This is a genomic window from Micromonospora yongxingensis (assembly GCF_052601155.1).
Window position 1 is genome coordinate 1 of sequence record NZ_JBQXEO010000006.1, and the last position, 23940, is coordinate 23940.

20 protein-coding genes are annotated in these 23940 nt (G+C 70.7%); 7 read left to right on the top strand and 13 right to left on the bottom strand.

All coding sequences use genetic code 11. The features are described 5' to 3' along the window. The first annotated feature begins 105 nt into the window (after nucleotides 1-105). A complete protein-coding gene (locus ACTWLT_RS09895) occupies nucleotides 106-771 on the top strand; it encodes a DUF998 domain-containing protein (RefSeq protein ID WP_445318048.1) in 666 nt (221 codons plus the stop codon). Between the two features lie 56 nt (nucleotides 772-827). Next, the gene (locus tag ACTWLT_RS09900) at nucleotides 828-1268 is read left to right on the top strand and encodes a DUF1801 domain-containing protein (protein ID WP_445318049.1); all 441 of its coding nucleotides are present in this window, start codon (nucleotides 828-830) and stop codon (nucleotides 1266-1268) included. Nucleotides 1269-1288: 20 nt separating this feature from the next. Here the strand turns inward: ACTWLT_RS09900 and ACTWLT_RS09905 are convergent, their stop codons facing one another. Beyond that, nucleotides 1289-1783 carry a DUF2231 domain-containing protein gene (locus tag ACTWLT_RS09905; RefSeq protein ID WP_445318050.1) on the bottom strand — a complete coding sequence of 165 codons (495 nt, stop codon included), beginning with the start codon at nucleotides 1781-1783 and terminating at the stop codon, nucleotides 1289-1291. A gap of 129 nt (nucleotides 1784-1912) precedes the next feature. Between ACTWLT_RS09905 and ACTWLT_RS09910 the strand changes: the two genes are divergently transcribed. Then, nucleotides 1913-2575, top strand: a complete 663-nt coding sequence (locus ACTWLT_RS09910) for an HAD family hydrolase (RefSeq protein WP_445318051.1) — start codon at nucleotides 1913-1915, stop codon at nucleotides 2573-2575. A gap of 49 nt (nucleotides 2576-2624) precedes the next feature. On the opposite strand, the gene ACTWLT_RS09915 is transcribed toward ACTWLT_RS09910, so the two are convergent. The 5 genes from ACTWLT_RS09915 to ACTWLT_RS09935 form a co-directional block, all read right to left on the bottom strand. Beyond that, nucleotides 2625-3866, bottom strand: a complete 1242-nt coding sequence (locus ACTWLT_RS09915; protein ID WP_445318052.1) for an SGNH/GDSL hydrolase family protein — start codon at nucleotides 3864-3866, stop codon at nucleotides 2625-2627. After that, nucleotides 3866-6280 (bottom strand): glycosyl hydrolase family 95 catalytic domain-containing protein, encoded by a 2415-nt coding sequence (locus ACTWLT_RS09920; RefSeq protein WP_445318053.1) that lies wholly within the window; start codon nucleotides 6278-6280, stop codon nucleotides 3866-3868. The genes ACTWLT_RS09915 and ACTWLT_RS09920 overlap by 1 nt, the downstream gene beginning before the upstream one ends. 77 nt (nucleotides 6281-6357) lie before the next feature. Further along, complete coding sequence (locus tag ACTWLT_RS09925) at nucleotides 6358-8208, bottom strand: alpha-galactosidase D (RefSeq protein WP_445318054.1); 1851 nt, start codon at nucleotides 8206-8208, stop codon at nucleotides 6358-6360. A gap of 77 nt (nucleotides 8209-8285) precedes the next feature. Then, complete coding sequence (locus ACTWLT_RS09930; RefSeq protein WP_445318055.1) at nucleotides 8286-9461, bottom strand: ROK family protein; 1176 nt, start codon at nucleotides 9459-9461, stop codon at nucleotides 8286-8288. 89 nt (nucleotides 9462-9550) lie between these two features. After that, a complete protein-coding gene (locus ACTWLT_RS09935) occupies nucleotides 9551-10594 on the bottom strand; it encodes an SEC-C metal-binding domain-containing protein (protein WP_445318056.1) in 1044 nt (347 codons plus the stop codon). Nucleotides 10595-10833: 239 nt separating this feature from the next. On the opposite strand from ACTWLT_RS09935, the gene ACTWLT_RS09940 reads away from it, so the two are divergent. Both ACTWLT_RS09940 and ACTWLT_RS09945 read left to right on the top strand, forming a co-directional pair. After that, on the top strand, nucleotides 10834-12903 hold the full coding sequence (locus tag ACTWLT_RS09940) for a phosphocholine-specific phospholipase C (RefSeq protein WP_445318057.1): 2070 nt from the start codon (nucleotides 10834-10836) through the stop codon (nucleotides 12901-12903). Between the two features lie 166 nt (nucleotides 12904-13069). Beyond that, nucleotides 13070-15598, top strand: a complete 2529-nt coding sequence (locus ACTWLT_RS09945) for an alkaline phosphatase D family protein (protein WP_445318058.1) — start codon at nucleotides 13070-13072, stop codon at nucleotides 15596-15598. 65 nt (nucleotides 15599-15663) lie between these two features. Here the strand turns inward: ACTWLT_RS09945 and ACTWLT_RS09950 are convergent, their stop codons facing one another. The 5 genes from ACTWLT_RS09950 to ACTWLT_RS09970 all read right to left on the bottom strand — a co-directional run bounded on the left by ACTWLT_RS09950 (nucleotide 15664) and on the right by ACTWLT_RS09970 (nucleotide 20109). Next, entirely contained in the window at nucleotides 15664-16500 is an 837-nt protein-coding gene (locus ACTWLT_RS09950; protein ID WP_445318059.1) for an aldo/keto reductase, read from the bottom strand. Between the two features lie 72 nt (nucleotides 16501-16572). Further along, nucleotides 16573-18480, bottom strand: coding sequence for a DNA/RNA helicase domain-containing protein (locus tag ACTWLT_RS09955; protein ID WP_445318060.1), 1908 nt, complete (start codon nucleotides 18478-18480; stop codon nucleotides 16573-16575). 138 nt (nucleotides 18481-18618) lie between these two features. Continuing rightward, entirely contained in the window at nucleotides 18619-18954 is a 336-nt protein-coding gene (locus tag ACTWLT_RS09960) for a nucleotide pyrophosphohydrolase (RefSeq protein WP_445318061.1), read from the bottom strand. A gap of 65 nt (nucleotides 18955-19019) precedes the next feature. After that, nucleotides 19020-19226 carry a DUF397 domain-containing protein gene (locus ACTWLT_RS09965; RefSeq protein ID WP_445318062.1) on the bottom strand — a complete coding sequence of 69 codons (207 nt, stop codon included), beginning with the start codon at nucleotides 19224-19226 and terminating at the stop codon, nucleotides 19020-19022. Continuing rightward, nucleotides 19219-20109 carry a helix-turn-helix domain-containing protein gene (locus ACTWLT_RS09970; RefSeq protein ID WP_445318063.1) on the bottom strand — a complete coding sequence of 297 codons (891 nt, stop codon included), beginning with the start codon at nucleotides 20107-20109 and terminating at the stop codon, nucleotides 19219-19221. Before ACTWLT_RS09970 ends, ACTWLT_RS09965 begins: the two co-directional genes overlap by 8 nt. 191 nt (nucleotides 20110-20300) lie before the next feature. Here ACTWLT_RS09970 and ACTWLT_RS09975 point away from each other — a divergent pair, with 191 nt between their 5' ends. Together ACTWLT_RS09975 and ACTWLT_RS09980 are read left to right on the top strand one after the other, a co-directional pair. Beyond that, nucleotides 20301-20603 (top strand): DivIVA domain-containing protein, encoded by a 303-nt coding sequence (locus tag ACTWLT_RS09975; RefSeq protein WP_445318064.1) that lies wholly within the window; start codon nucleotides 20301-20303, stop codon nucleotides 20601-20603. Then, nucleotides 20600-20851: a hypothetical protein gene (locus ACTWLT_RS09980; RefSeq protein ID WP_445318065.1), complete on the top strand. Its 252-nt coding sequence runs from the start codon at nucleotides 20600-20602 to the stop codon at nucleotides 20849-20851. Before ACTWLT_RS09975 ends, ACTWLT_RS09980 begins: the two co-directional genes overlap by 4 nt. A gap of 83 nt (nucleotides 20852-20934) precedes the next feature. Here the strand turns inward: ACTWLT_RS09980 and ACTWLT_RS09985 are convergent, their stop codons facing one another. Together ACTWLT_RS09985 and ACTWLT_RS09990 are read right to left on the bottom strand one after the other, a co-directional pair. Beyond that, nucleotides 20935-23283: a WD40/YVTN/BNR-like repeat-containing protein gene (locus tag ACTWLT_RS09985; RefSeq protein ID WP_445318066.1), complete on the bottom strand. Its 2349-nt coding sequence runs from the start codon at nucleotides 23281-23283 to the stop codon at nucleotides 20935-20937. A 177-nt stretch (nucleotides 23284-23460) separates the two neighbouring features. Then, complete coding sequence (locus tag ACTWLT_RS09990; RefSeq protein WP_445318067.1) at nucleotides 23461-23928, bottom strand: hypothetical protein; 468 nt, start codon at nucleotides 23926-23928, stop codon at nucleotides 23461-23463. Nucleotides 23929-23940: the final 12 nt, after the last annotated feature.

A 23940-nucleotide genomic window follows, 5' to 3' on the forward strand; every position in this document is an offset into this window, starting at 1 on the left:
CCCCGGCACCGCACCAGGACTCAGATTCTTCTCGGAAGGTGTCGATCCGGCCGGGTCTCGTTCGTCGGGACGGCAGCACTTGACACCGACACGAGAGGTACGCCCATGACGTCCCTGACCATCCCTGCCGGAGAACGTTCAGCCGGACCCCGCCCGACCCGCGCTCTCCTGGGTTGCGGCACGATAGCCGGACTCCTCTTCCCGGCGCTGTCATTCGGGCAGGCCCTCACGCGGTCCGGGTTCGACCTGCGCCGGCACGCGCTGAGCTCGCTCACCCTCGGTGACCTCGGTTGGCTACAGGTCGTCGCGTTCGTGGGCACCGGCCTGCTGGCCGTCGCGTTCGCGGTGGGCCTGTGGCGGGCGTTGCGTCCGGGCCGGGCCGGCACGCTGGGGCCGCTGCTGGTCGGCGTCTACGGCGTGGCGATGGTGGGTGGCGGCATCTTCGTCCCCGATCCCGCGCTCGGCTGGCCACCGGGCGCCCCGGCGGGGCTCCCCGAGCAGGCCAGCACGGGCAGCATCCTGCACACGGTCTGCGGTGCGGCGGCGTTCCTGTCGCTGATCGCGGCCGGTCTGCTGTTCGCCCGCCGTTTCGCCGGGCAGCGGCGACGGGGCTGGGCGGTATACAGCGCCGCCAGTGGCGTCGTCGCCTTCGTGCTCACCGCCCTGCCGTGGAGCGAGGAGAGCGCGAGCATCCGGTTCGCCGTCGGAGCGGTGATCATCTCGGGGTGGCTCGTCGCCGTCTCCTGGCGAGCGCGCGAGGAGACGGACTGACCGAGGCGGGACCGGCGTGGCGGCTCCTGGTCGTACCGGCGTGAGAGCATCCCGCAATGGCGACATCGAAAGAGCAGGTGACGGTGCCGACCGACGTCGGCGTCGACGGTTTCCTGGCCGCGGTTCCCGATGAGCGTAGGCGGGCCGACGCGGGGCGGCTCCGCACCATCATGGGCGAGGTGACCGGCGAGCCGGCGGTGATGTGGGCCCCCAGCATCGTCGGCTTCGGCAGCTACCGCTACACCTACGACAGCGGGCGTACGGGCGACGCGCCGCTGGTGGGCTTCTCGCCGCGCAAACAGCATCTCGTCGTCTACCTGGTGGGTGGTTTCGAGGATCGGTACGGCCAGATCCTCGAACGGCTCGGCCCACACCGCGCCGGGAAGGGCTGCCTCTACCTGAAGCGGCTCGACACCGTCGACGAGGGCGCGCTACGTGAGCTGATCGACCGCACCGCGCGGGTGCACCGTGGCGTCGACCGGGCCAGCCGACGCTGACCCCGTACTGCCTGGTCGGGTCACTGTCCCGTCCAAACCGCCTTCGCGCCCGAGTCGCCGGTGCGAACCACGTAGTACACAGCGATGCCCGCGGCCACCACCGACAGCACCTGCAACGTCAGGGTCAGCGCCCGGCTGGTGCCGCCGGTGGCGCTCCCGTCGGCGGTGCGGGGCGGAACGAACCAGACCAGTGCCAGCGCCACGACCGCCAGCCCGATGGTGGCCCAGAGCGTGAAGTCGCCGAACTGCTGGTGGGCCTCGATCGTCGGGACGAACTCCGGGGTGACCCGGTTGGCGGCCCGCATGCGGTCGAAGAAGGCGTCACCGGAGAGCTTGGCCAGCAGCGCGGAGAGCGGTGCGCCAACCGCGAGCAGCCCCAGCACCCAGCGGGTGTGTGGCCGGATCGGGGAGACGAGCGCGTACCCGATCGTCAGGAGCCCCAGCAGCGGCACGAACACGACCGCGGCGTGCAGCACGAGAGGGTGGGCGGGGATGCCCATGAACTCCTCGAACATCGGTCTCCTCCGGAGCTGACGGGCGGACGTGGATCGTCCAGGCATGGACGGTATCGGTACGGGCCGGGCGTGTCAGCCCCCACGATCGCGGGCACCGCGCCCGGGCACGCCGCCGGCTAGGCTGCCACCGTGCTGAGGGGACTGCTGCTCGACTTCTACGGCACCGTCGTCGAGGACGACGACGCCGTCATGGCCGAGATCGCCGAGCAGGTGGCCGCCCGAGCGTCGGTGCCCGTCTCCGGGCACGACGTCGCGGCGGCGTGGGGACGGGAGTTCGAGGCGGTCGCGTCCGGGCCGAGGTTCCGGACGTTGCGGGACAGCGCGATGTCGAGCCTGGCGTCGGTGATGGCCGACGTCGGGTGTGCCGGCGACGCGGCCGCCCTGTGCGCGGAGCAGTTCAGGTACTGGCGGTCACCACCGCTGCGGCCCGGCACCCGTCACCTCCTGTCCCGCGTGACCGTGCCGATCTGCCTCGTGTCCGATGTGGACACGGCGGACCTGGAGGCGGCGATGGCCCACCACGGCCTCGCCTTCACGGCCGTGGTGAGCAGCGAGGCCGTCGGCGCGTACAAGCCGGACCGGGCCATGTTCACCCGGGCTCTCGCCGCGCTGGGGCTGGGGGCGCACGAGGTGCTGCACGTCGGTGACTCGCTCACCAACGACGTGGCCGGGGCGCACGCGGCGGGCATCCGAGCCGTGTGGGTCAACCGCCGAGGGCAGGTCGCGCCGCACGACGCCCCGATCGCGTACGAGATAGCCGACCTGTCCGGCCTCGCCGGGATCGACCGGTGACGGGCCGTCCGGCCAGCCACCCACGGTGGCCGGCCGGACGACGTGCGGCTCAGCGGTCGCAGCCCAGGACGGACAGGTCGACGGCGTCGGCCATCGCCTGCATGCCCTTGTCGTTCGGATGGAGGTGGTCCCCGCCGTCGAAGAAGGGCAGGATCGCCTGCGGGTCGTACGGGCTGCGGGTGATCCGGTCGAGGTCGACCACGGCGTCGAACGCCCCGCCGTGCCTGATCCAATCGTTGACGCCCTGGCGCACCGCCTCGCCGGCGGCGTCGTACTCGGACCAGCCCTTGTACGGCAGGACCGTGGCGCCGACGACGCACCGGCCCGCCGCGTGCACCCGGTCGATCACCTCCCGGTAGCCGGCGACCAGGTCGTCGACCGTGACGCCCGTGTGGGCCTTGATGTCGTTGATGCCCTCGAGGACGAACACCGTGCGGACACCCGGATGGGAGAGCACGTCGCGGTCCAGGCGGCGCAGGGCGGCCTGCCCGGCGCCGTCGGCGAGCACCTTGTTGCCCGAGATGCCGGCGTTGGCCACTCCCTTTACCGAGCTGTCGGGCGCGGCCTGGAGCCGCCGGGAGAGATAGCAGGGCCAGCGCCGGTTCGCATCCGAGGTGGAGGCCCAGCCGTCGGTGATGGAGTCACCGAGGGTCACCACCGAGCTGATCGTCGTGGACGTCTCCACGCTGACGGCGTCCAGCCAGTACCAGGAGCTGATCGGATCGGTCCAGCTGGTCGCCGCCTCCTCGGCGGCGTGGTCACCGGCCGTCGCGTAGGACGTCTGCATGGCCATGCCGTGACCGGTCGTCGGCCCCTGGGCGCCGGTGACGTAGAGACTGACGACCAGGTTGCTCTGGGCGGTCACCTTCCCGGGCAGCGGGTCGCTGAGCACGGTCTCGCCGGCCGGCACGGTGGCCGACGGCTGTCCGCCGAACGTCAGCCGCCGGTTGCTGCCACCGATCAGCTCCGCGCCCTGGCGTTGCAGCCCGGCGTAGGCGCTGGCGAAGGTGACCGGGTGGTCGCCGAAGGCGTTGGTGAGGCGGATGCGCAGGGCGTTTCCGCCGACGCTGGTGCGTACGACCAGCCGGTAGCTGCGCTCGGCGGGTCCGGCGCCCTGCCGGTCGGCGCTGGCGGCCCAGGTGACCGCGAAGTGCCGGTCCCGACCCGCCGGGGCCTGCTGCGCCCCGGCCGAGGCCGCCTGGACCGACGCCGCCGGGGGTACGCAGACCGCCGTGACCAGGGTCGCCACGACGACCGCCGACACGCGCCGCAGGTGGTGCCCGGGGCGCATCAGAGGTCCCGCAGGGTGACGGACTCACCGGGCTTGAGGGTGATCGGGCGCGCGGTGCCGCCGACGACCAGGGTCGTGCTGCGGCCACCGACGCTGGTCAGCCTCACCTGGGTGACGGTGCCGTCGCGCCAGCTGAGGTCCACGGTGAAGCCACCGCGTACGCCCACTCCGGTGACCGACCCGGCGGCCGCCCAGGCCGCGGGCAGCGCGGGCAGCAGCTCGACGTGGCCCGGCCGGGAGTAGACCAGCATCTCGACGATCGCGGACGGCGTACCGAGGTTGGCGTCGATCTGGAAGATGCCACGGCCGGGGTTCGTCTCGTAGATGTCGAAGAGGTTCATCGCGGTGCCGTTGCTGCCGCCCGTCGACGGCCTCAGGTTGTTGACGATGAGCTGGTAGGCCTTCTCCGCGTCCTTGAGCCGCGCCCAGCACAGGCTCCGCCACGCGTTGGCCCAGCCGAAGCTGTTCATGCCGCGCGCGGTCAGCAGGGCCGTCGCGCCGTCGATGATCTCCTTGGGCGTGGAGGCGTCCGGGCGGATCCGGTCGCCGGGGAAGAGGCCGATCAGCGGGGAGAGGTGCCGGTGGGTGGTCTCACCGAGGTTGTCCGGTGACATCCACTCCTGTAGCCAGCCGGTCGTGGGGCTCACCTCGGGCAGGTAGAGGCGCTTGCGGAGGTCGTCGATGGTCCGGGCGTAGCCGGCGTCCCGGCCGAGCACCTCGGTCGCGGTGCGGTAGTTCTCGAAGAGGTTCCACACCAACTCCTGCGAGTAGGTGTTGCCCCTGGTGTCCTGCGGCCCGTGCTCGGCCGACCAGTCGCGGTCGGCGACCAGGACCTCCCGCGAGGCGCCGGACGCGTCGGTGACGGTCGTGGTGACGAGTCGGGTCTCCCAGAACTCCACGGCGCCCTTGATGACCGGGTAGACCTTCGCCAGGTAGGCGCGGTCCTGGGTGTACTCGTAGTGCTCGAACAGGTTCTGGCAGAGCCACGCGTTGCCGCTCGGGTGCCACCACCAGCCGCTCCCGCCGTACGGGTTGGTGGAGTAGGCCACGGCCCATCCGGCGATCCTGCCGCTGGAGTTGCGGAACCTGTTGGTCGAGGTGTTGAACAGCCGCTGGGTGACCTCGGTCCAGACCGGCAGTTGCGCGACGCAGTAGTCCGCGTAGGCGTCGAAGGTGTCGGACAGGCCGGCCCGGTCGGCCAGCCAGTAGCTCATCTGGACGTTGACGTCGGTGTGGTAGTCGCCCATCCAGTCGGGGTCGTTTCCGTCCAGCCACGGGCCCTGCAGGCCGATGGGCAGGCTGCCCCGCGACCCGGAGATCATCAGGTAGCGGCCGAACTGCAGGTACGCGGCCTCCAACTCCGGGTCGGGGACGTTGTCCCGCCAGCGCGCCTGCGTCCGTTCCCAGGTGTCCAGCTCGCGCTGCGCGGCGGACGACCTGCCGAGGTCGATGGCGAACTGCTCGAACACCGGGCGGAAATCCGCGACGTGGGTGTGCAGCAGGTCGCGCGCGGACTCGCGCGCCGCGGCCAGGACCTTGTCACGGGCGAGGCGCTCGGGGTTTACCGACGGGTCGCGGAAACCGGCGGCGGCGTCGGGGGCGTAGTTGGTGCCGCCGCTGAGGACGACGGTGAGGTCCCGGCAGCCGGTGAAGGAGATCGACGTGCCGTTGACCGCGATCTTCCCGGTGCCGCTGTACGCGGTGACGGCGGCGCCGTAGCGCAGCCCGTTGGCGAAGGAGGCGCCGAACGACGCGTACCGGCCCGCGCGGTCGGCGGTGGTGGGCTCCCCGTGGGTACCGGCCAGGGTGACGGTGCCGGTGTAGGCGCCGCGGCCCAGCTGCGAGAAGTGCACGACGATGACGTCGTCGGGGCGGCTGGCGAAGACCTGCCGTTGGTAGCTGACACCGGCGATGTCGTACGTCGTGGTGACCAGGCCCTGCGCCAGGTCGAGGGTACGGCGGTAGTTGTCCACGGCGCCGAGGTCGTGCCCGGGGATGTCGACGGTGAGCGTGGCCAGCATGGTCAGCGAGCCGAAGTCGTCACGGCCGTAGGGGAACTGGCCGTCGCCGTCGAGCGTGTCGTTGCGACCACCGGTCCACAGTGTGGCGTCGGTGACCATCAGAAGTTCCCGGGCGGGGTCGTTGCTAGCGAGCGCCCCCAGGCGCCCGTTGCCGACCGGCAGTCCCTGCTCGATCATCGAGTTGGCGGAGCCGGGGGCCTGCCACCAGAGCTGGTTCTTCGCCGCGGCGTCCGCGGCGAGCAGGGGAGACTCGGTGGGCCGCCGGGGGGCCGCCGAGGCGGCGAAGGTGGGCAGGCCGCCGAGGGCGGTGGCCGCGCCGGTGGCGGCGGCCAGCGTGAGGAAACCTCGGCGGCTGGGGCGGATGGCGCGCGATTCGGTCTTCCGGAAATCCATGTCGGTACTCCAACCTGGGCCAACGGCGGTTGCGCGAGATGGCGCGGCCCGGCGCTGACGCCGGGCCGCGCCGGGACTCAGAGGCTCTGCGGTACGTCGATCCTGTCGATGTCGGGGGAGTACCAGGTCCCGCTGTCGAACGTGATGGTGTTGGCGCCCGCCTTCAGCGCCAACTGGACGCTGACGGTCTCGGCCGTGCCCCAGTCCCCGGTCGAGGGGAACTTCAGGCTGGTGCCGTTGCCGCTGTTGGACGAGACGGTGACCGAGCGCGGGTCGCCGCTGACGTAGGCGACATTGACGGTGTAGATGCCGTCCTTCTTCACCCGGACGTCGTTGAACTGCACCTTGCCGCCGAGGTAGAGGTTGCCGACCTTCTGGCCACCCGAGCAGGCGTCGCACCCGCCGACGGAGGCGTTGCCGCTCAGGGTGTTGGTCGCGGCCTCGGCCTCGTAGCTCGTCGAGACCAGGGCGGTGCCGGGCCGGACGGTGAACAGTCGTGAGCCGTGCGCCGGCAGCGTCGAGGTGATCCGGTCCCTCTGCGTTCCGAGGTTCCGGCTGTTCCACACGTCACGGACCGACGCGGTGCCGGTGAACCCGAACGACGCCCAGTGGGCGGTGACGGAGGCCGGCGCGTCGCCGAGGTTGAACAGCGCCACCGTGTAGCTGCCGTCGGGGTTCTTCGAGCCCCAGACCTGCTGGTCGCCGACCGGCGTGACCGGCCGGGCGGGCGCGGCGCCATTCTGGTCGATGGCGATGACCTCGCGGTTGGTCAGCAGGGACAGCCCGTAGTCGTCGAGGCGGGTCAGGTCGTCCCCGGTGTACAGCGGCGACTTCGAGATCGCCCACAGGGTCGCGTACGACTGTCGCTCCGCCCTGGTGAGGCCGTCCATCTCGCCGTTGCCCACGTTGAGGGAGTCGAGGTCGTTCCAGCCGCCAGGGCCGGCCTTGCGGCTCCAGGCGGGCGCGTCGTCGAACCGGTCGTCGACCGAGTTCTCCCAGCTGACCAGCGTGTTGCAGTAGCACTCGACGTCGGTGTCGATCCGCCATCCGTTGGAGTAGCGCTTCCAGTCGGCGGCGTGGTTGATGTCGAGCGACCAGGACAGTTCCAGGTGGATCGGGCGGCCGGCGGTGGCGATGGCCTTCTGCCAGGCGGCCACGTCGGCGACGTTGTTGTAGTTGTCACCGGACTTGAACGAGCCCGGGCCGACGCCGTCGAGCTTGAGGAAGTCGTATCCCCAGTCGGCGAACATCTGGGCCTGCGAGTCGATGTACCTCTGGGCGCAGGGGTTGTCGAAGTTCAGCTTGTAGGCGCTGTCCCAGCCGTTGGTGGTGCGCAGGTCCGGGTAGACGATGTCGGCGGTGGTGCAGCCGGGTGCGTTCCAGATCGGCGCCGCGCCGTTGGCGTACGCCTCCTTCTCCAACCCGACGGGCAGGTAGATGCCCGCCTTCAGGCCCTTGGCGTGGATGTGGTCGGCGACCGGCTTCATGCCACGGGGAAAGCGCACCGGGTCGGGGGTCTGCCGGGCGTACTGGTCGAACGTCGGCGCCCAGGCGTTGTCGCGCCACCAGCCGGCGTCGATGTTGACGTACTCGTAGCCGTACGGCTTCAGCTTGGCGGCGAGGGCGTCGGCCTGCTTCAGCACGTTCGCCTCGGTGAGGTAGCTGTAGTCGCCGTCGGGGTTGAGACCCGGGTACTTGGAGGACTGCATGGTCCAACTGGTCCAGCCCATGAAGGGGCGCTCCGCGACGCCGGCGGTGGTGGTCGCCGCCTGCACGGTGTCGTTCGACACCGCAGGTTCCGCCGGGGCGGCCTGGGCCGGGACGGCGACCGCGCCGAGGAGCACGGCTAGCGCCGCGGCGGCGAGGCCTGCGGGCGTTCGGGATCGGCGCCGGCCGGCGCCGATGAGGGGTGTCGTCGGTGACTGCATGGTCAACCTCCTGGTGGCACGGTGGGGGTCGTCTCGGGCTCGGTACGGTCGGCCGACGGCCGGGTTGACGCCGTGGGTCAGGGCAGGACGAGCGATTGGATGCTGACCGCGGCCGCGCCGCGGGCCCACTCCTCGAAGGGCAACGGACGGATGGAGAGCGGGCACCGCGCGGCGGCACCGAAGGCCTGGCGTTCGAAGCTCGCGCGGATGTGGCTGTCGAAGAGGTCGTAGGCGGCCAGACCTTCGCCGGACACGACGATCCGGGTGGGGCCGACCAGGTTCGCGACGGCCGCGATGCCACAGCCGATCGCGCTGCCGGCGCGGGTGAAGACGGCGCGGACCTGCTCGTGGCCACCCCGCGCCAGGGCCACGGCCTCGCCGATGGTGAGGTCGGGGCGGCCGGTGCTCTCGCGGGCCTGGGCCACGATGGCGTCGGTGCCGGCGATCGACTCGACGCAGCCACGGCCGCCGCAGTGGCAGTCGGGGCCGGTGGCGTCGACGGTGAGGTGGCCGATCTCGCCGGCCACGCCGTACGAGCCGGAGACGAGGCGGCCGTTGACGACCAGGCCACAACCGATGCCGGTGCCCACGGTGACCAGGGCGAACGATTCGGCGCCCACCCCTTCGCCGAACCAGTGTTCGGCTGCGGTGAGCGCCTTGACGTCGTTCTCCACTGTCACGGTGAAGCCGGTGCGCTGGGCGGCGAGCCGGCCCAGGGACACGTCGCGCCAGTGCAGGAACGGCGAGTAGCGGACCAGGCCGGTGGTGCGATCGATGTCGCCGGACAGGGCCAGCCCGAGGCGACGGACCCGGGTCCGGTCGCCGGCGAACCCGTCGAGCAGGTCGTCGGCGAGCCGGTTGACCTCGGTGAGGACGGCCTCGACGCCGGGGTCGGTCAGCGGCCGGCGGGCGGTGGCCCGTACCTGCGCGCGGAGGTCGCACACGACGCCGATCAGTTCGTCGGCGGTGATCTTCACCCCGAGGAAGAACTCGCGGTCGGCCCGGACGGCCAGCGGGCTGGCCGGGCGCCCGGCACCGGGCCCGGTGCGCTCGGTGGCGGCCAGTTCGTGCAGGTAGCCCCGGTCGATGAGCGGGCGGGCGGCCTTGGTGACAGCGGCGGAGGAGAGCCCGAGTCGGCGCGCGAGCGCCACGCGACTGACGGGCCCCTCCGTCAGCACCGCCGTGAACACCGCCGTCGCGGCCGGTGCCGCCGGTGGCCCGGCAACCGGCTCGACCTCGCCCGCAGGAAACATGGACGAAATCTAAGGCGAATATTTAACTTCTTCAAGTATTGATTCTGCTCAGTGCTTCGGCCTAGAGTCGGCGGCGCCCGCGGCGGTGCTCAGCTACGGGAGCGCGGCAGACAGTCCTTCTTGTACTTCAGGCCCGAGCCGCACCAGCAGGCGTCGTTGCGCTCCGGTGGCCAGGGAATCCGCGCTGCGGGACGGGCCGCGACCTCGGCGGCGTAGCCGGCCCGGGTCTCCTGGTCGGCCGCGTCGCCGTTGCGCCGGCGGGCGTACGCGTCCAGGTCCGCGACCGTCGCGGCGAACACGCCCAGCCCGGTCTTCCCGGTGTTCGCCAGTCGTACCAGCTCCTTCTCCAGCCGGGCACGGTGCGCGTCCCAGTCCGGCCCGTACACCTCGGCCAGCGCGGAGTGCTCGGACAGGAGGCGGTCGAACTCGGCCCGCGGCCAGAAGAGCAGATCCGTCTCGCCGCCCTGCCGCTGCGCCGCCCGCCGGACGAGCTGGTTCTCCAGGCGGTCGGCCAGATCGTCGTGCCGGTCATGCGTCAGGTTGAGATCCCGGCGCACCCGGTGCCGCTGCTGCAACAGCAGGAAGAGGACGCCCGGCGCCTCCGGGGAACCGACGTCCACCACGGGCTCGACAGCGGTGATGGCCTGCGTCGACGCTCCGCCCGCGCGCTCGCCCAGCAGGGTGTCGACCGCCTCGCTCAGCCACTTCTCGGCGATCGCCGAGCGACCGGCGGCGTCGAGCGCGGCGCTCACGTAGGCGGGGGCGTCGGGCTGTACGAGAAGCAACGGTCGCAGCGCGGTCAGCTCCGCCATCGCCTCGTCGTCACGGCCGCCGGCCTGGAACAGGGCCCGGGCCCGCAGCGCTCGCGCGAACCCGGCCCGGGGGTCGTCCTCGCCCGGGTACGCCACCACGGCGCGCTCCGCGTACCGCAGCGCGGCGTCCGGCTTCCCCCGGATCTCGGCGATCTCGGCGGCCAGGGTCAGCGCATCACCGGCGTCGTCCGGGTCGGCCAGTCTGCCCTGCTCCACCGCGTCGGCCAGGTCGGCGGCGACACCGAGGGGGTCGGCCATCCCGAGCGCCGAGCGGCGAAGTTCGGCGAGGTCAGCGCTGGTGAGTACGTCTGTCGTCGGCACGATCTCACGGTACGTCGGGGTGCTCCCCGTGTGCCGGCAGATCACCTGTAACGCCGCTCTCATGCCGCCGCCGGTGAACATGATGCTCAACCTCACCGCGAGAACCGTTCGGGTCCAGGGCTCGGCGCCGGTCGTCGAGAGGTCGCAGAACCAACCAACGACGGCCATCTGCCGTCAACCCGTCGTCGGTAGCGTCCGGTCGCCAGTTTCTCGAACACACCGCACAAAAAGGGTGGGCTATGAGCACGGTGGATCGCCGTACGTTCCTCAAGGCGATGGGGGTTCCCGCGATCGGCGCGGCGCTTCCGTTGGACCTCAGCAAGGCGCTCGCCATCCCGGCGAACAACCGGACCGGCTCGATCAATGACGTCGAGCACGTCATCATCCTCGTGCAGGAGAACCGCTCGTTCGACCACTACTTCGGCACGATGCGCGGCGTCCGCGGCTTCGGGGACCCGCACCCGGCGACGCTGCCGTCCGGCAAGGACGTGTGGCACCAGCCCGACGGCGCCGAGGAGCTGCTGCCGTTCCGGCCCGAGGTGAAGGATCTCGGCCAGACCTTCCTGCCGGACCCGCCGCACGGCTGGAACGACGGGCACGCCGCCTGGAACGACGGCCGGTTCGACCAGTGGGTGCCGAACAAGGGCGTCACGGCGATGACCTACCACACCCGCCAGGACCTGCCCTACCACTTCGCGCTCGCCGACGCCTTCACGGTCTGCGACAACTACCACTGCTCGCTGATGGGGCCCACGGACCCCAACCGCTACCACATGTGGAGCGGCTGGGTCGGCAACGACGGCAAGGGCGGCGGCCCGGTCATCACCAACGCCGAGGCCGGCTACGACTGGTCGACCTACCCGGAGCGGCTGGAGCGCAACGGCATCTCCTGGAAGATCTACCAGGACGTCGGGACCGGCCTCGACGCCGCCGGCTCCTGGGGCTGGACGAACGACCCGTACATCGGCAACTACGGCGACAACTCGCTGCTCTACTTCCACCAGTACCAGAACGCCACGCCGGGAACGCCGCTGGCGGACAGGGCCAAGACCGGCACCGAGATCAGGACACAGGGCCGCAGCCCGGAGGCGCTGCTCGCCGACTTCCGGGCCGACGTCGAGAACGGACGCCTGCCCGAGGTCTCGTGGATCACCGCCCCCGAGGCGTACACCGAGCACCCGAACTGGGAGCCCGCGTACGGCGCCTGGTACATCTCGCAGGTCATCGACATCCTCGCGTCCAACCCCGAGGTGTGGAGCAAGATGGCGCTCTTCATCACCTACGACGAGGAGGGCGGCTTCTTCGACCACGTCGTCCCGCCGACGCCTCCGCAGACACGTGAGCACGGGCTGTCGACCGTGCCCACCACCAACGAGATCTTCCCCGGTGACGCCGGCCACCCGGCCGGTCCGTACGGGCTCGGGATCCGCGTGCCGATGGTCATCGTCTCGCCGTGGACGCGCGGCGGCTACGTCAACTCGCAGGTGTTCGACCACACCTCGCTGATCAAGTTCCTGGAGGCGCGGTTCGGCCATGGCCGCAAGGACCTGATCGAATCCAACATCACCCCGTGGCGGCGCGCCGTCGTCGGTGACCTGACCACGGCCTTCGACTTCCGGCACCCGAACCGGTCACAGCACCCCACCCTGCCGGACACCGACGACTTCAAGCCCGATGAGCTGGTCCGGCACCCCGACGAGGTGCCGGTCCCGCCGGCAGACCAGCGGCTGCCGAAGCAGGAACACGGGGTACGCCCGGCGCGGGCGATCCCGTACACCCTGCACGCCGACGGCCACGCCGGCGACGGCTCGTTCCGGATCGACTTCCGCAACTCCGGCGGGGCGGGTGCGGTGTTCCAGGTCCGCGAGGCGGGCAGCACCGCCGCCCCGCGCAGCTACACCGTCGAGCCGGGCAAGCACCTGTCGGACACGTGGGCGGCCGAGTCCGGGTACGACCTGTCGGTGCACGGCCCGAACGGGTTCTTCCGCCGGTTCACGAGCGGCCAGTCGAACCTCGACGTCACCCCCTCGTACGACGAGCGGGACTACAAGGTGGTCCTGGCGCTCAGGAACCGTGGGTCGAAGCGGGTCGAGGTGACCGTCCGGGACGGGTACAACTCCCGTCCGGTGAAGCTGTCGCTGCGTCCCGGCGAGTCGGAGCGCGCACAGTGGACCCTCTCCCGCACGCGCGGCTGGTACGACCTGACCGTCACCGTCGCGGGTGACGCCGGCTTCGAGTACCGCTACGCCGGCCACGTCGAGAACGGCAAGGACAGCATCAGCGACCCGTCCCTCGGCGGGCTCGTCTAGGCGGTTCCGGGGTCGAAGGACGGCGTCCGTCCTTCGACCCCGCCCGAACGTCGAGTGGCAGCGTTCCACCGCCGTACCTCCGCCCTTCACATGATCTTCAGTGGTCGGGCGGACGGGCTGTCGAGGCTGTCGGGACGACTTCGTCTCGATCAAGGCAGGTGTGGCAGTGCCGGACCCATCCACCATCAGCCGTCGGCGGTTCCTGACCATCGCGGGCGGTACCGCCGGCGTGATCGCGGTGAGCCAGCTGGTTGCCGAACTCCCCGCCGCGTACGCCGACGAACTGGACCCGGCGCCGTTCACCCTCGGCGTCGCCTCCGGCGAGCCGGACCACACCAGCGTCGTGCTGTGGACGCGGCTGGCCCGCGACCCGCTCAACGCGGCGGACGGCGGCATGCCGCCGGAGCCCGTCCCCGTCCGGTGGGAGGTGGCCCGCGACCCGCAGTTCCGCCACGTCGTCCGGTCCGGCGAGGTGACGGCCACGCCGACGGCGGCGCACACCGTGCACGTGCTCGTGGACGACCTGGCCCCCGACCGCTGGTACTGGTACCGCTTCTCCGCCGACGGGGTGTCCAGCCGCACCGGGCGTACCCGCACCATGCCGCCGCCCGGCGCGAAGGCCGACCACATGCGGTTCGCGTTCGTCTCCTGCCAGTCCTGGGCCGGCGGCCCCTACCCCGCCTACCGGGACCTGGCCGAGCAGGACCTCGACTTCGTCGTGCACCTGGGCGACTACATCTACGAGACCACCAACGGCAGCCTGACCGAGTTCCGCCGGCTGCACGCGCTCTACAAGACCTCGCCCGACCTGCGGGCCGCGCACGCCCGGTTCCCGTTCATCATGACGTGGGACGACCACGAGGTGCAGAACAACTACGCCGGCGCGGTCCCGGCCGGCGCGGGCGACGGCCGGCCCTTCCTGGAGCGCCGCGCCAACGGCTACCAGGCCTACTACGAGCACCTTCCGCTGCGGCCCGAGCAACGCCCCGATGGGCCGGACATGCTCATGTACCGGCGGGTCGACTTCGGCCGGCTGGCCCAGTTCAGCGTGCTCGACACCCGGCAGTACCGCAGCGACCAGGCGCTCGGCGACGGGCGGAAGGAACCGACCGGCGAGGTCTTCGACCCGACCCGCACGATGACCGGCCCCGAGCAGGAGCGCTGGCTGCTCGACGGGCTGGGCCGGTCGAAGGCGCGCTGGAACGTCATCGCCCAGCAGACCATCATGGCGGCGTTCGACTACGACCTGGGGCCGGGGCAGATCGTCAACCTCGACCAGTGGGACGGGTACCCGCCGGCCCGCTCCCGGATCCTCGACTTCATCGCCACGCACCGGGTGTCGAACCCCGTCGTGCTCGGTGGAGACTGGCACACCCACTGGGTGAACGACCTGAAGACCGACTTCACCGATCCCGCCGCGAAGACGGTCGCCACCGAGTTCGTCGGCACGTCGATCTCCTCCGGCGCCGGGTGGGACGCCGACGTCCGGGCCGGCCTCGCGGCCAACCCGCACGTCAAGTTCTACAACGGCAGTTACCGCGGGTACGTGGTCTGCGACGTCACCGAGCGGCGCTGGCGTGCCGACCTGCGGATCGTGCTGGACGCCCGGGACGCCCTGTCACCGGCGTACACGATCGCGGCGTTCGAGGTGCGCGACGGCGTGCCGGGGGCGTACCGGATCGACGCCGGCGACGGCATCGTCGGGCGGGTCACCGACGCGGCCACCGGCGCCGCCCTGCCGAACGTGCAGGTGACCGTGCTCCGGGAGGACGGCAGCCGACTCGTGGCGAGCACCACCGACCCGTCGGGGGAGGTTCTCGCCTTCGCGCCGCCCGGCAGCTACACCGTCACCGTGAACGGGGTCGGCTACGAGCCGGTGAGCCGTCCGGCGGCGGTCGTCCAGGGCGCGCCGACGAAGCTCGACCTGCGGCTGACCCGGGCGGCGACCACGGCCGGCGCTGGTCGGGTCATCCCCGGCCCGCAGGCCGAGGCGAAGGCGTCCGACCTGGTGCTCGGCAACGACCTGCTGGCCCTGGCCGTCTCGGCGGGCACCGACGACCCGCAACTGTCCGGGGTCACCGTCGGCAAGCCCCTGGACCTGGCCGCGGTCGGACGCCTCGACCAGCTCGACTGGATCAACCTGCCGTACGCCTCGGCGACGCAGCCCCGCGGCACCAACGCGTGGCAGCAGCGGACCGTCCGCTCCAGTGCCGTCGAGGTGCTCTCCGCGACCGGCCCACTGGCGTCCGTCCGCGCCACCGGCGTCAGCACGGCGGTCGCCGACCTCCAGGTCGTCACGACGTACACCATCCGGCCGAACGAGCCGTGGGTGCTGGCGGAGAGCGTCTTCACCAACGTCGGTACGGCGTCGCGCACCTTCTGGACCGGCGACGCGCTCGACCACGACGGCGCCGGCCAGCGCAGCGGGGTCGCCGGGCACGGCACCATCACCAGCAGCACCCCGGCCGACTACCCGCCCACCGCGCCGTGGATCGGCATGACCGGGTCGGACCGGCAGACCTACGGCCTGCTCTACGAGGACAACGGCTTCGTCGCGTACGCCGCGTACAACTGGGTGATGAGCCAGCGTCAGGTGACCCTGGCGCCGGGCGCGACGTTCACGCTGCGGCGCCGGATCGTGGCCGTCGACAGCGGTGCCGGCGCGGACCCGTTCGCGGTGCTCGGCCAGCTCTGACCGGAACGGGGGTGGGTGGCGCCGCCATCCACCCCCGGCTCCCTCCGGTCAGGACGTCGGGGCGGTCAGAACTCCTCGTACACCGCGGGGTCCTGGTCCGCGAGGCGCCCGTCCGGGCGGCCCAGCGCGGTGATGGCCTCGACCTCCGTGTCGGTGAGCTTGACGTCGAAGACGTCCAGGTTCTCGACCTGCCGCTGCGGGGAGGCGGCCTTGGGCAGCGGGATCACCTGGCGGGCCACGTGCCAGGCGAGGATGGCCTGCGCCGGGCTGATGCCGTGGGCGGTCGCGATCTCCACCACGACCGGGTGCTGCTGCAGGTCGTTGCCACGGCCGAGCGGGCTCCAGCCCTGCACGAGGATCCCGTGCTCCCGGTGGTAGTCGATCGCCTCCTGCTGCGGGAAGTACGGATGCACCTCGATCTGGTTGACCACCGGCGCGACGCCGGTCTCGGCCACCAGCCGGTCGATGTGCTCGGGCAGGAAGTTGGAGAGACCGATGTGCCTGACCAGACCGCGCTCGCGGGCCTCGATCAGTGCCCGCCACGCCTGCACGTACAGGTCGACCTTCGGGTTCGGCCAGTGGATCAGGTACAGGTCGACCCGGTCGAGGCCGGTGCGGAACACACTCTCCTCGATGGTGGTCAGCGCCTCGTCAAAGCGGTGGTGCCGTCCGGGCAACTTCGAGGTGACGACCAGCTCGTCCCTCACGTCGCCCGCCGAGCGGGCGGCCCGACCCACCGCGCCCTCGTTCTCGTAGTTCACCGCCGAGTCGAGCAACCGGTAGCCCGCCCTTATCGCCTGACCGATCGCGTCGACACCCGCCGAGCCGTTCAGTCGGTACGTGCCGAGCCCGATCGCCGGCAACGCGGTGCCGTCGGCGGCCGTCAGGTGGGGAATCGTCATGGTTGAGCTGCCTTTCGTCGACCGTGACTGGACCCTACCGGCGCGAGCTGCGTGCTGAGCCCAACCGGTCGATTAGCCGAGGTCGCTCTCGCCGGCCGGCTCGTACACCCTCTCGACCGGCCAGATCACCTTGACCAGCGAGGCGAGATACTCCCGCGTCTCGGGATCGGTGGAGTAGACGATCGTGCCCTGCATCCCTCGGGTGAGCAGGACCTTGTAGGTGTTGCGGATCAGCAGATCGGCTTCGGCGTCGCTGACCGTCTTGCGACTGCGGAACGCCGGGTCCTTCGACTCCTCGCGTCGCGTCACCAGACGGCCGTCCCGAGCCACCAGGTCCGGCCCGATGATCACGCCCGACCAGTCGTACTCGAAGCCCTGCGCCGTATAGACGCAGCCCACCTGGCCGAAACCGTGCGGGTCGGTCGCCCAGAACGCGCTGCCTGGTGCCTCGCCGACGCTGCGCTCACTCTTGACGTTCCACGGTCGGGACCAGCCGCCGACCTGTACGTCCGGCACCAGGCTGTCGTCGGGGCGCGGGTCGCTCCAGGGCCAGCAGTACCCGGCGGACATTCGGGCGGTCACGCCGGCCGCCTGCTTCGTGGAGAGAAAGGCTTCCAACTCCTCCGGCGACTCCGCGAGACGCAGGTCGACCCTTCCGTCACCGGTCCAGACCGACGGCTCGTCGTCGTCGAGACCGAGTAGATCAACGACCCATCGCTCGTACGCCTCGCTGCCGCCGCAACGGAACTGGCTGTGTAGCGACACCACCTCCACCTCGAGGTTGAGCTGCTTCGCGTACGACGAGATGACCTCGACGTTGCCCAACTCGCCTGGCTTCACCACCTGGTGCTCGTCGAGCAGGAAGACCGGCACCCGGGCGGCGGCGATCAGCTCGTCGATCTGCGAACGAGCTTTGTCCCGCTTGGCCTTCGACGTGAACCGGTTGACGGAGGTCTCCCGGATGCGGTGCGCCTCGTCGCAGATCAGCACGTCCAGACCGTTGCGCTCGGCGGACATGAAGCTGTTGAAGTAGCCGAACAGGTTTTTCAACCGGGTCGAGCCCTTGCCGGCGTACCGGCGCAACGTCTGGGTGAACGACCGTGAGCCCGTGGCGTGCATGACGGCACGGTTCTGGCGTGCCAACTCGCCAAGCACCGACAGCGCGATCACGCTCTTGCCGCTGCCCGGTCCGCCGGACACGACAACGACCGACTTGCGGTCTGCGGATCGGGCTCGCTCCACGGCGTGCAGCACCAGCTCGTACGCGACGCGCTGCTGATCGAGCAACGTGAAGTGCGACCGATCCTTCAACTCCTGCGCGGCGTACCTCAGTAGGTGGCGGCTGGGCCGAACAGAGCTGGCGAGGAAGCGGTCAGCGGCGCCAGCGCCTGACGTCGGGGCGAGATGGGCGCGCAGGTAGTCGAGGAACTGGCCCCGCCGCTGCTTGGTGAAGATCCGGCTCTGCTCGGTAGCCGGGCGATCGAACAGGTCACTGATGTCGCGGTCGACCGCATTGTGCAGGTACGCCGCCCCCCGCACCGGATTCTGGTGCCCAGCGAGGATGCCGAGAAAGTCCGTCAGATACTCGCAGTACAGCTCAACCTGGACGCCGGGATGCAGCCGCGGGCCGTGCGCGTGTTGCACTGCCACAAGGGTGTCAGAACCCTCGTAGGACTCGGCGTAGGACCACTGCTTCAGCTCCACGACCACGTATGAATCGTCGGACGTCCTAGGGTCCACGCCGGCGAGCACCACGTCGACCCGCTTGCTGGTCAGCGGCAACTGGTACTCGACCAGCATTTCAACCTGGCCCAGGCCCGCGTCGGCGAGATCCTGCCCCAGCACCTCAAGGCTGCGTGACCAGGCACGGCGCTCCGCCGGGCTCACGTTGCGACCGATCTGCTCCACGATCCGCTCGGCGAGCGTGCCGCCGCCAACCAGGCGCAGCAGACCATCGGCGGACGTGCGAAACGCTGACAACACTTGCCCCCGGGCAGCACGAAGTGATCGTGCGCATGGGGGGCGTGTCCGGCAGTCGCCGGAAGCCCGTCGTGACGCGCTCCTACGTCATGGACTGTAGCGAAGAGATCAACTCAGCGCCACGCTGGCGTTGCGGGGCTACCGCTTCGCTGCCGAGCCGCGAGCCTGGTCTGCCGGGTAGCGGAGGGCTGAATCCTCCAGCTTGGTCAGAGCTGCCTCCGCCAGGTCGACGCCGAGTACGTCGGCGAGCCGAGTCAGGTAGATCATCACGTCGCCGATCTCGGCCTTCACCCGGGCACCGGCGTCGCGGTCGGACATGACCGTCGCGGACTGCTCGGGTGTCAGCCACTGGAACTCGGCGATCAGTTCGCCGACCTCACCGGCGAGGGCCATGGCGAGGTTCTTGGGCGTGTGGAACTGTTGCCAGTCCCGCTCCTCCGCGAACGCCCGCACGCGGCCCGTCAAATCATCCATGCCAGGGAGCATCGCAGGTGCTGCGTGTCCGCACGCAGCGGCGACGCCGGTCGGATGTGGTTCCCTCAGATGCGGGGGAGACCCGGACGCTTCACGGCGGCTGCGAACAATAGCCAGGTGTCCGGTTCGAAGCGGAGTACCGGCCCCTCAGGGCTCTTGGAGTCGCGTACGGCGACAACGCCGGGAAGGTTGATGGCGACCTCGACGCAGTTACCGCCGTTGCCGCCGCTGCGGGTGCTCTTGCGCCAAACGGCGCCGGTCAGGTCAGTCATGTCGCATCTCCGCTATGACGCTCTTGATCATGTCCGTCGATTGTGCCTCATCAAGAGCCAGCCGCTCCAGACCACGCCATACGTCCCGGTAGGCAGCCAGTTCGTCAGGCTTGTCGAGGTAGAGCGCCCCGGTCAACGATTCGCTGTACGCCACCGACGGCTCTGGCGCGGTTCGCCCGCCGTTGGTCGCCGGGAAGTCGAGGATCACGAACGAGCCCGCGACCGCGCCGGAGTGCGGTCCGGCGGCGAAGGGCAGCACCCGCACGGACACGTTCCGCATCTCTCCGGCGTCCAGGAGACGGGTGAGCTGCTCGACCATGACGTTCCTGCTGCCGACGGCCCGACGCAGCACCGTCTCCGAGAGCACGGCGTCCAACCGGGGCGGCTGCGGTAGCCGCCGGGTCAGCAACCCCTGCCGTTGTAGCCGCACTTCCACCGACCGCTCGCGATCCTCTTCACCGATAGACGGTTGGTCCAGCCGAGCGAGGCCGAGGGCATACTCCCGTGTCTGCAACAGACCAGGGATCAGCGTTTCCTCGTACTCCCGTAGGTGAGCGGCGGCGGACTCCAGCCCCACGTACAGCTCGAACCAGTTCGGCACCGCATCCCCGTACGCGTGCCACCACCCCTTCGACTTCGTCTCGGCGGCGAGCCCGCGCATCGCCTCGGTCATCTCGGGCGACACCCCGTACAGCTCGCACATCGCCTTGACGTCGAGCACCCGGACCGAGCCCATGCCGCATTCGAGGCGCCAGATCTTCTGCCGGCTGTATTCGAGGGCCTCGGCGGCGGCATCGAGCGTCACCCCGGCCTCGTTGCGGAACTGTCGCAGCAGCCGGCCGAGTTGCCGGCGCGGCACGGTCGATCCGATGTCGTCGGGCATCCGCACACTCCCTGGTTGCATCACGCAACACTGCGTGACCTGCTTCTGCAACTCCTACGCGTTCCAGCAAAGAGAGTCAATGCACAACAGGGAAAACGCGGTTTAGAACGTTGCGTTTCCATTGCGGACTGTCGCAGGCTGATCACAGCACGAACGTCCCTCGCCCCTCCGCATCAGGAAGGCAGGCAGACATGAACGCCAGAAACCAGCGACCAGGACCGCCGAGCGGTGGCACGACGTATCACTCCACCGCGTACACCGGCCTGCTGCCGTGGCAGGTGCGCGAGCGCCGCTTCGCGCCGACCGGGCTCGGGCGTCGCGGTCTGAACCCCGACGACGTGTACGCCTTCCTCGACCGGGTCGCCGTCGACATGGCCGCCATCTACGCCGCTCTCGCCGAGAGCCGCCGCGAGACTGCCCGGATCAAGGCCGGGCTGCGTCGCTGGCAGACCGACCAGGCCCGCGCTCGCAACGAGCGGGACCAGCTTCAATGAGCCAGCGGTACGTCATCCACCTGCCCGTCGTTGCCAACGATCTGCCCGCCGCGCAGCGCCTGGCCCGGGTCATCGGCCGGTGGATGCTGGTGCTGCCGATGGCTGATCCGGGGGAGACCACCGTCTCCGAGGAGGACCGGCAGTTCCTCCGCCACCGGGTCTTCTGCGACCTGCGGCTGTCTGGCGGTCGGCGCTGCCTGCTCCGCGACGGCCACGACGGCGCCTGCGCCCGCCGGCTGCGCAGATGACCGTTGCGCCTCAACGGGCAGGCCACCTCCCGGTCCGGGAGGTGGCCTGCGAGCTGCGTCAGATGCGATGAACTACCGGTTGATCAGCCCGCTCGGCAGGAGGCGAGCACGCCGATCACGCCGACACCGGTCGGCTTGAGCGGCAGCCTGGTCGACGCTGCCGGGCAGCGGGGCACCGCGAGGTCGTGGACGCCCCGCCCGAAGGTCGCCGCGGTGAGCTGCCGGCTCGGCTCGTGGTAACGCAGGTACATGACAGCCGCCTGCGGCAGGTTGGTGCCCAGCGCCGCCCACTCGCCACCGTTCCACGCCGACATGAACACCCCGACGTCGGTGCCGACCAGCAGCAGGCCGTCGGCGGTCGGGACGACGAAGTTCACCGGCGCGTCCGGAAGGCCCTGGCCGATGTTGCTCCAGGTACGACCGCCGTCGCGGGTCATCATCACGTGCGACCGGTCGCTACCGGACCGGAAGGCGGAGAAGGTGGCGTACGCGATGTTCTTGTCGGCGGGGTTCACCGCCACCCGGGTGACCCAGGTGCCGGGCAGTTGCCCCGGGTTGACCTGCTGCCAGTTCTGCCCGAGGTCGTCGGTCCACCACAGCCTCCCGTCGTCGGTGCCGACGTAGAGCTTGTTGCCGTCGGTGGGCGCGGCGGCGACGGTGGTGATCGTGCCCCACGGGTAGCCGTTCGGGTCGTTGGGGCCGCCGCCGGTGAGGTCCGGGCTGATCGGCGTCCAGGTGCGGCCGTTGTCCGTCGAGCGGTTGAGGATGTTCCCGGCGTAGTACATGACGTTCGGGTCGCTCGGGTCGAACTGCAGCGGGGTCAGCCAGTTGCGGCGCTCCGAGGTCGTCTGGCCGGTGCCGATGGTCTGGCGGGGGGTGCCGCCGGAGTTCTCCGACCGGTAGCAGGAGCCGTACTGGCTGCACCCGAAGACGATGTTCGAGGCTTCCGGGTGGATGACCACCTGGAGGCCGTCACCGCAGCCGATGGCGTTCCACGGGCCGCCGACGCCGTTGTAGCCGCGGTTGCAGCCGTTGTCCTGCGCGCCACCGACCTTCAGCACCGGATCGGTCTGCGCCACGTCCACCGTGTAGAACTGGGTGTACGGCTCGTAGGTCGCCTTGACCCAGCCGCTCGCGCCGTTCGCCTCGGAGCGGTAGAGGCCGCCGTCGTTGCCCAGGTAGACCCGGCCGGGCACCTTGGGGTCCCAGCGCATCGCGTGCTGATCGGCGTGCACGCCGCTCACCGACGAGAAGCTCTGCGCGCCGTTCGTCGAGCGCATCAGGTTGACCCCGGTGAGGAAGACGTGGTCGGCGTTGCCGGGGTCGACGAAGAGCTTGCCGAACCACCAGCTGAACGTGGACTGGGATGCCTGACCGGCGGTGACCGGGGTCTGCGTCCAGCTGTCGCCGCCGTCGTCGGAGCGGTAGAAGGCGCGGAACGGGCCGAGTGCGGTGCCGACGTACGCGTACAGCCGCTGGGGGTTGTCCGGGGCGACCGCGATGCCCCAGCGGCCCTGGTCGGCGTCGGTGGGCAGGCCGTTGGTCATCCGCGACCAGGTGCGGCCGGCGTCGTCGGAGCGCCAGAGGCTGGAGCCGGGCCCGCCGTAGGTGCGCTGATGCGGTTCGCGCAGGTGGTCCCACATGGCCGCGTACATGCGGCGCGGGTTGCTCGGGTCGATGACGACCTCGGTGGCGCCGGTGGTGGCGTTCGGCGGCGCGAGCACCTGCCTCCAGCTGGTCCCACCGTTCTCGGAGAGGTAGACGCCGCGCTGGCCACCCGGTACGAAGAGGTTGCCGCTGGCGGCGGCGAAGATCCGGTCCTCGTTGCTCGGGTCGATGGCGAAGCGGCCGATGGCGTGGCTGTCCTTCAGGCCGACGTGCCGCCAGGTCTTGCCTCGGTCCTTCGAGCGGTAGATGCCGTCGCCGCCGAAGGTGATCGAGCCGCCACCCGGCTGGGCCTCGCCGGTGCCGGCGAAGAGGACGCCGTCGCTGGTCATCGCGACCGCGCCCATGCTCTGCGTCCAGTTGTCCGGCCAGGCCGTCTCGAACGTGGCGCCGGCGTCGTCGGACTTCCAGACGCCGCCGGAGGCGGCGGCGATGAAGATCTGGTCGGGGACCTTCGGGTCGACGGCGATGTCCACGACCCGGCCGCCGATGTTGCTTGGCCCGAAGAAGTTCCACTTCCGCTGCGCCAGGTCGCGGTAGAGGAGGCGGGTGCGCAGGTTGAGATCGTGGGCCTCGCCGCGGGCCTTCGCGTACTTGGCCACCGAGAGGTCCCGGCTGCCGTCGCTCATCCGCTGGGCGGTCATCCACTCGTCGGGGATTTCCATCGGGCCGGTGGGCGAGTTGGTGGCCAGCGACTCCTGCACCGGCCGTGGCGCGGACGAGGCGGTCAGAGCGAGCGCGACGACCAGCCCCAGACTCGTTGTCATCGCGAGGCCGCGGTACCTTCGGGCGAGCGTGAGTCTCATGCAGTCTCCCTGTCCACGCGCCATGGCGACCGGAAAGTGGTCCAGTGCGCACGCTAGACAGTGGAGTGACCGACGTCACCGAGCATCTGTTGCGATTCGACCTGCCTGATTAGGACATCTGTCGAGCCGGTTCGGTGGTCAGTTGCTCTGGAACTCGGGCAGGCCGGCCTCGTCCGAGTCCGGCCCGACCACCGCGGTCAGCGTCGTCCCGTCCGCGCAGAGCGCGGTGGCCCGCAGATACGTCCGTCGTTCCTGTGCCCGCATCAGCACCTCGGCCTCGAACACCTCGTCCTCGGCGCGCAGCAGGTCGATGTCGCCACGGCTCTCGTAGTGGGCGCGGACGTCCAGCGGGGTCATCCGGATGGTGGCCGCGACCGTGGTCAGGGCGCCCTGCTCGACCACCGAGGTGACCCGTGCGCCGTCGGGCAGCAGCAGGCCGGTGACCCGGGTGTCGACCTCGGCGTCGGCGTCCAGCGGCACCCGGTCGCAGCTGGGCAGGTTCGCGAGCATCCCCGCTCCCCGGTCGGTGGGCCGCGCGGCGTCCGTGCCGCCGCAGGCGACGAGCAGCGGAACGGTGACGACGACGGCGAACATCCGGAGTCTCACCGCAGCAGGATG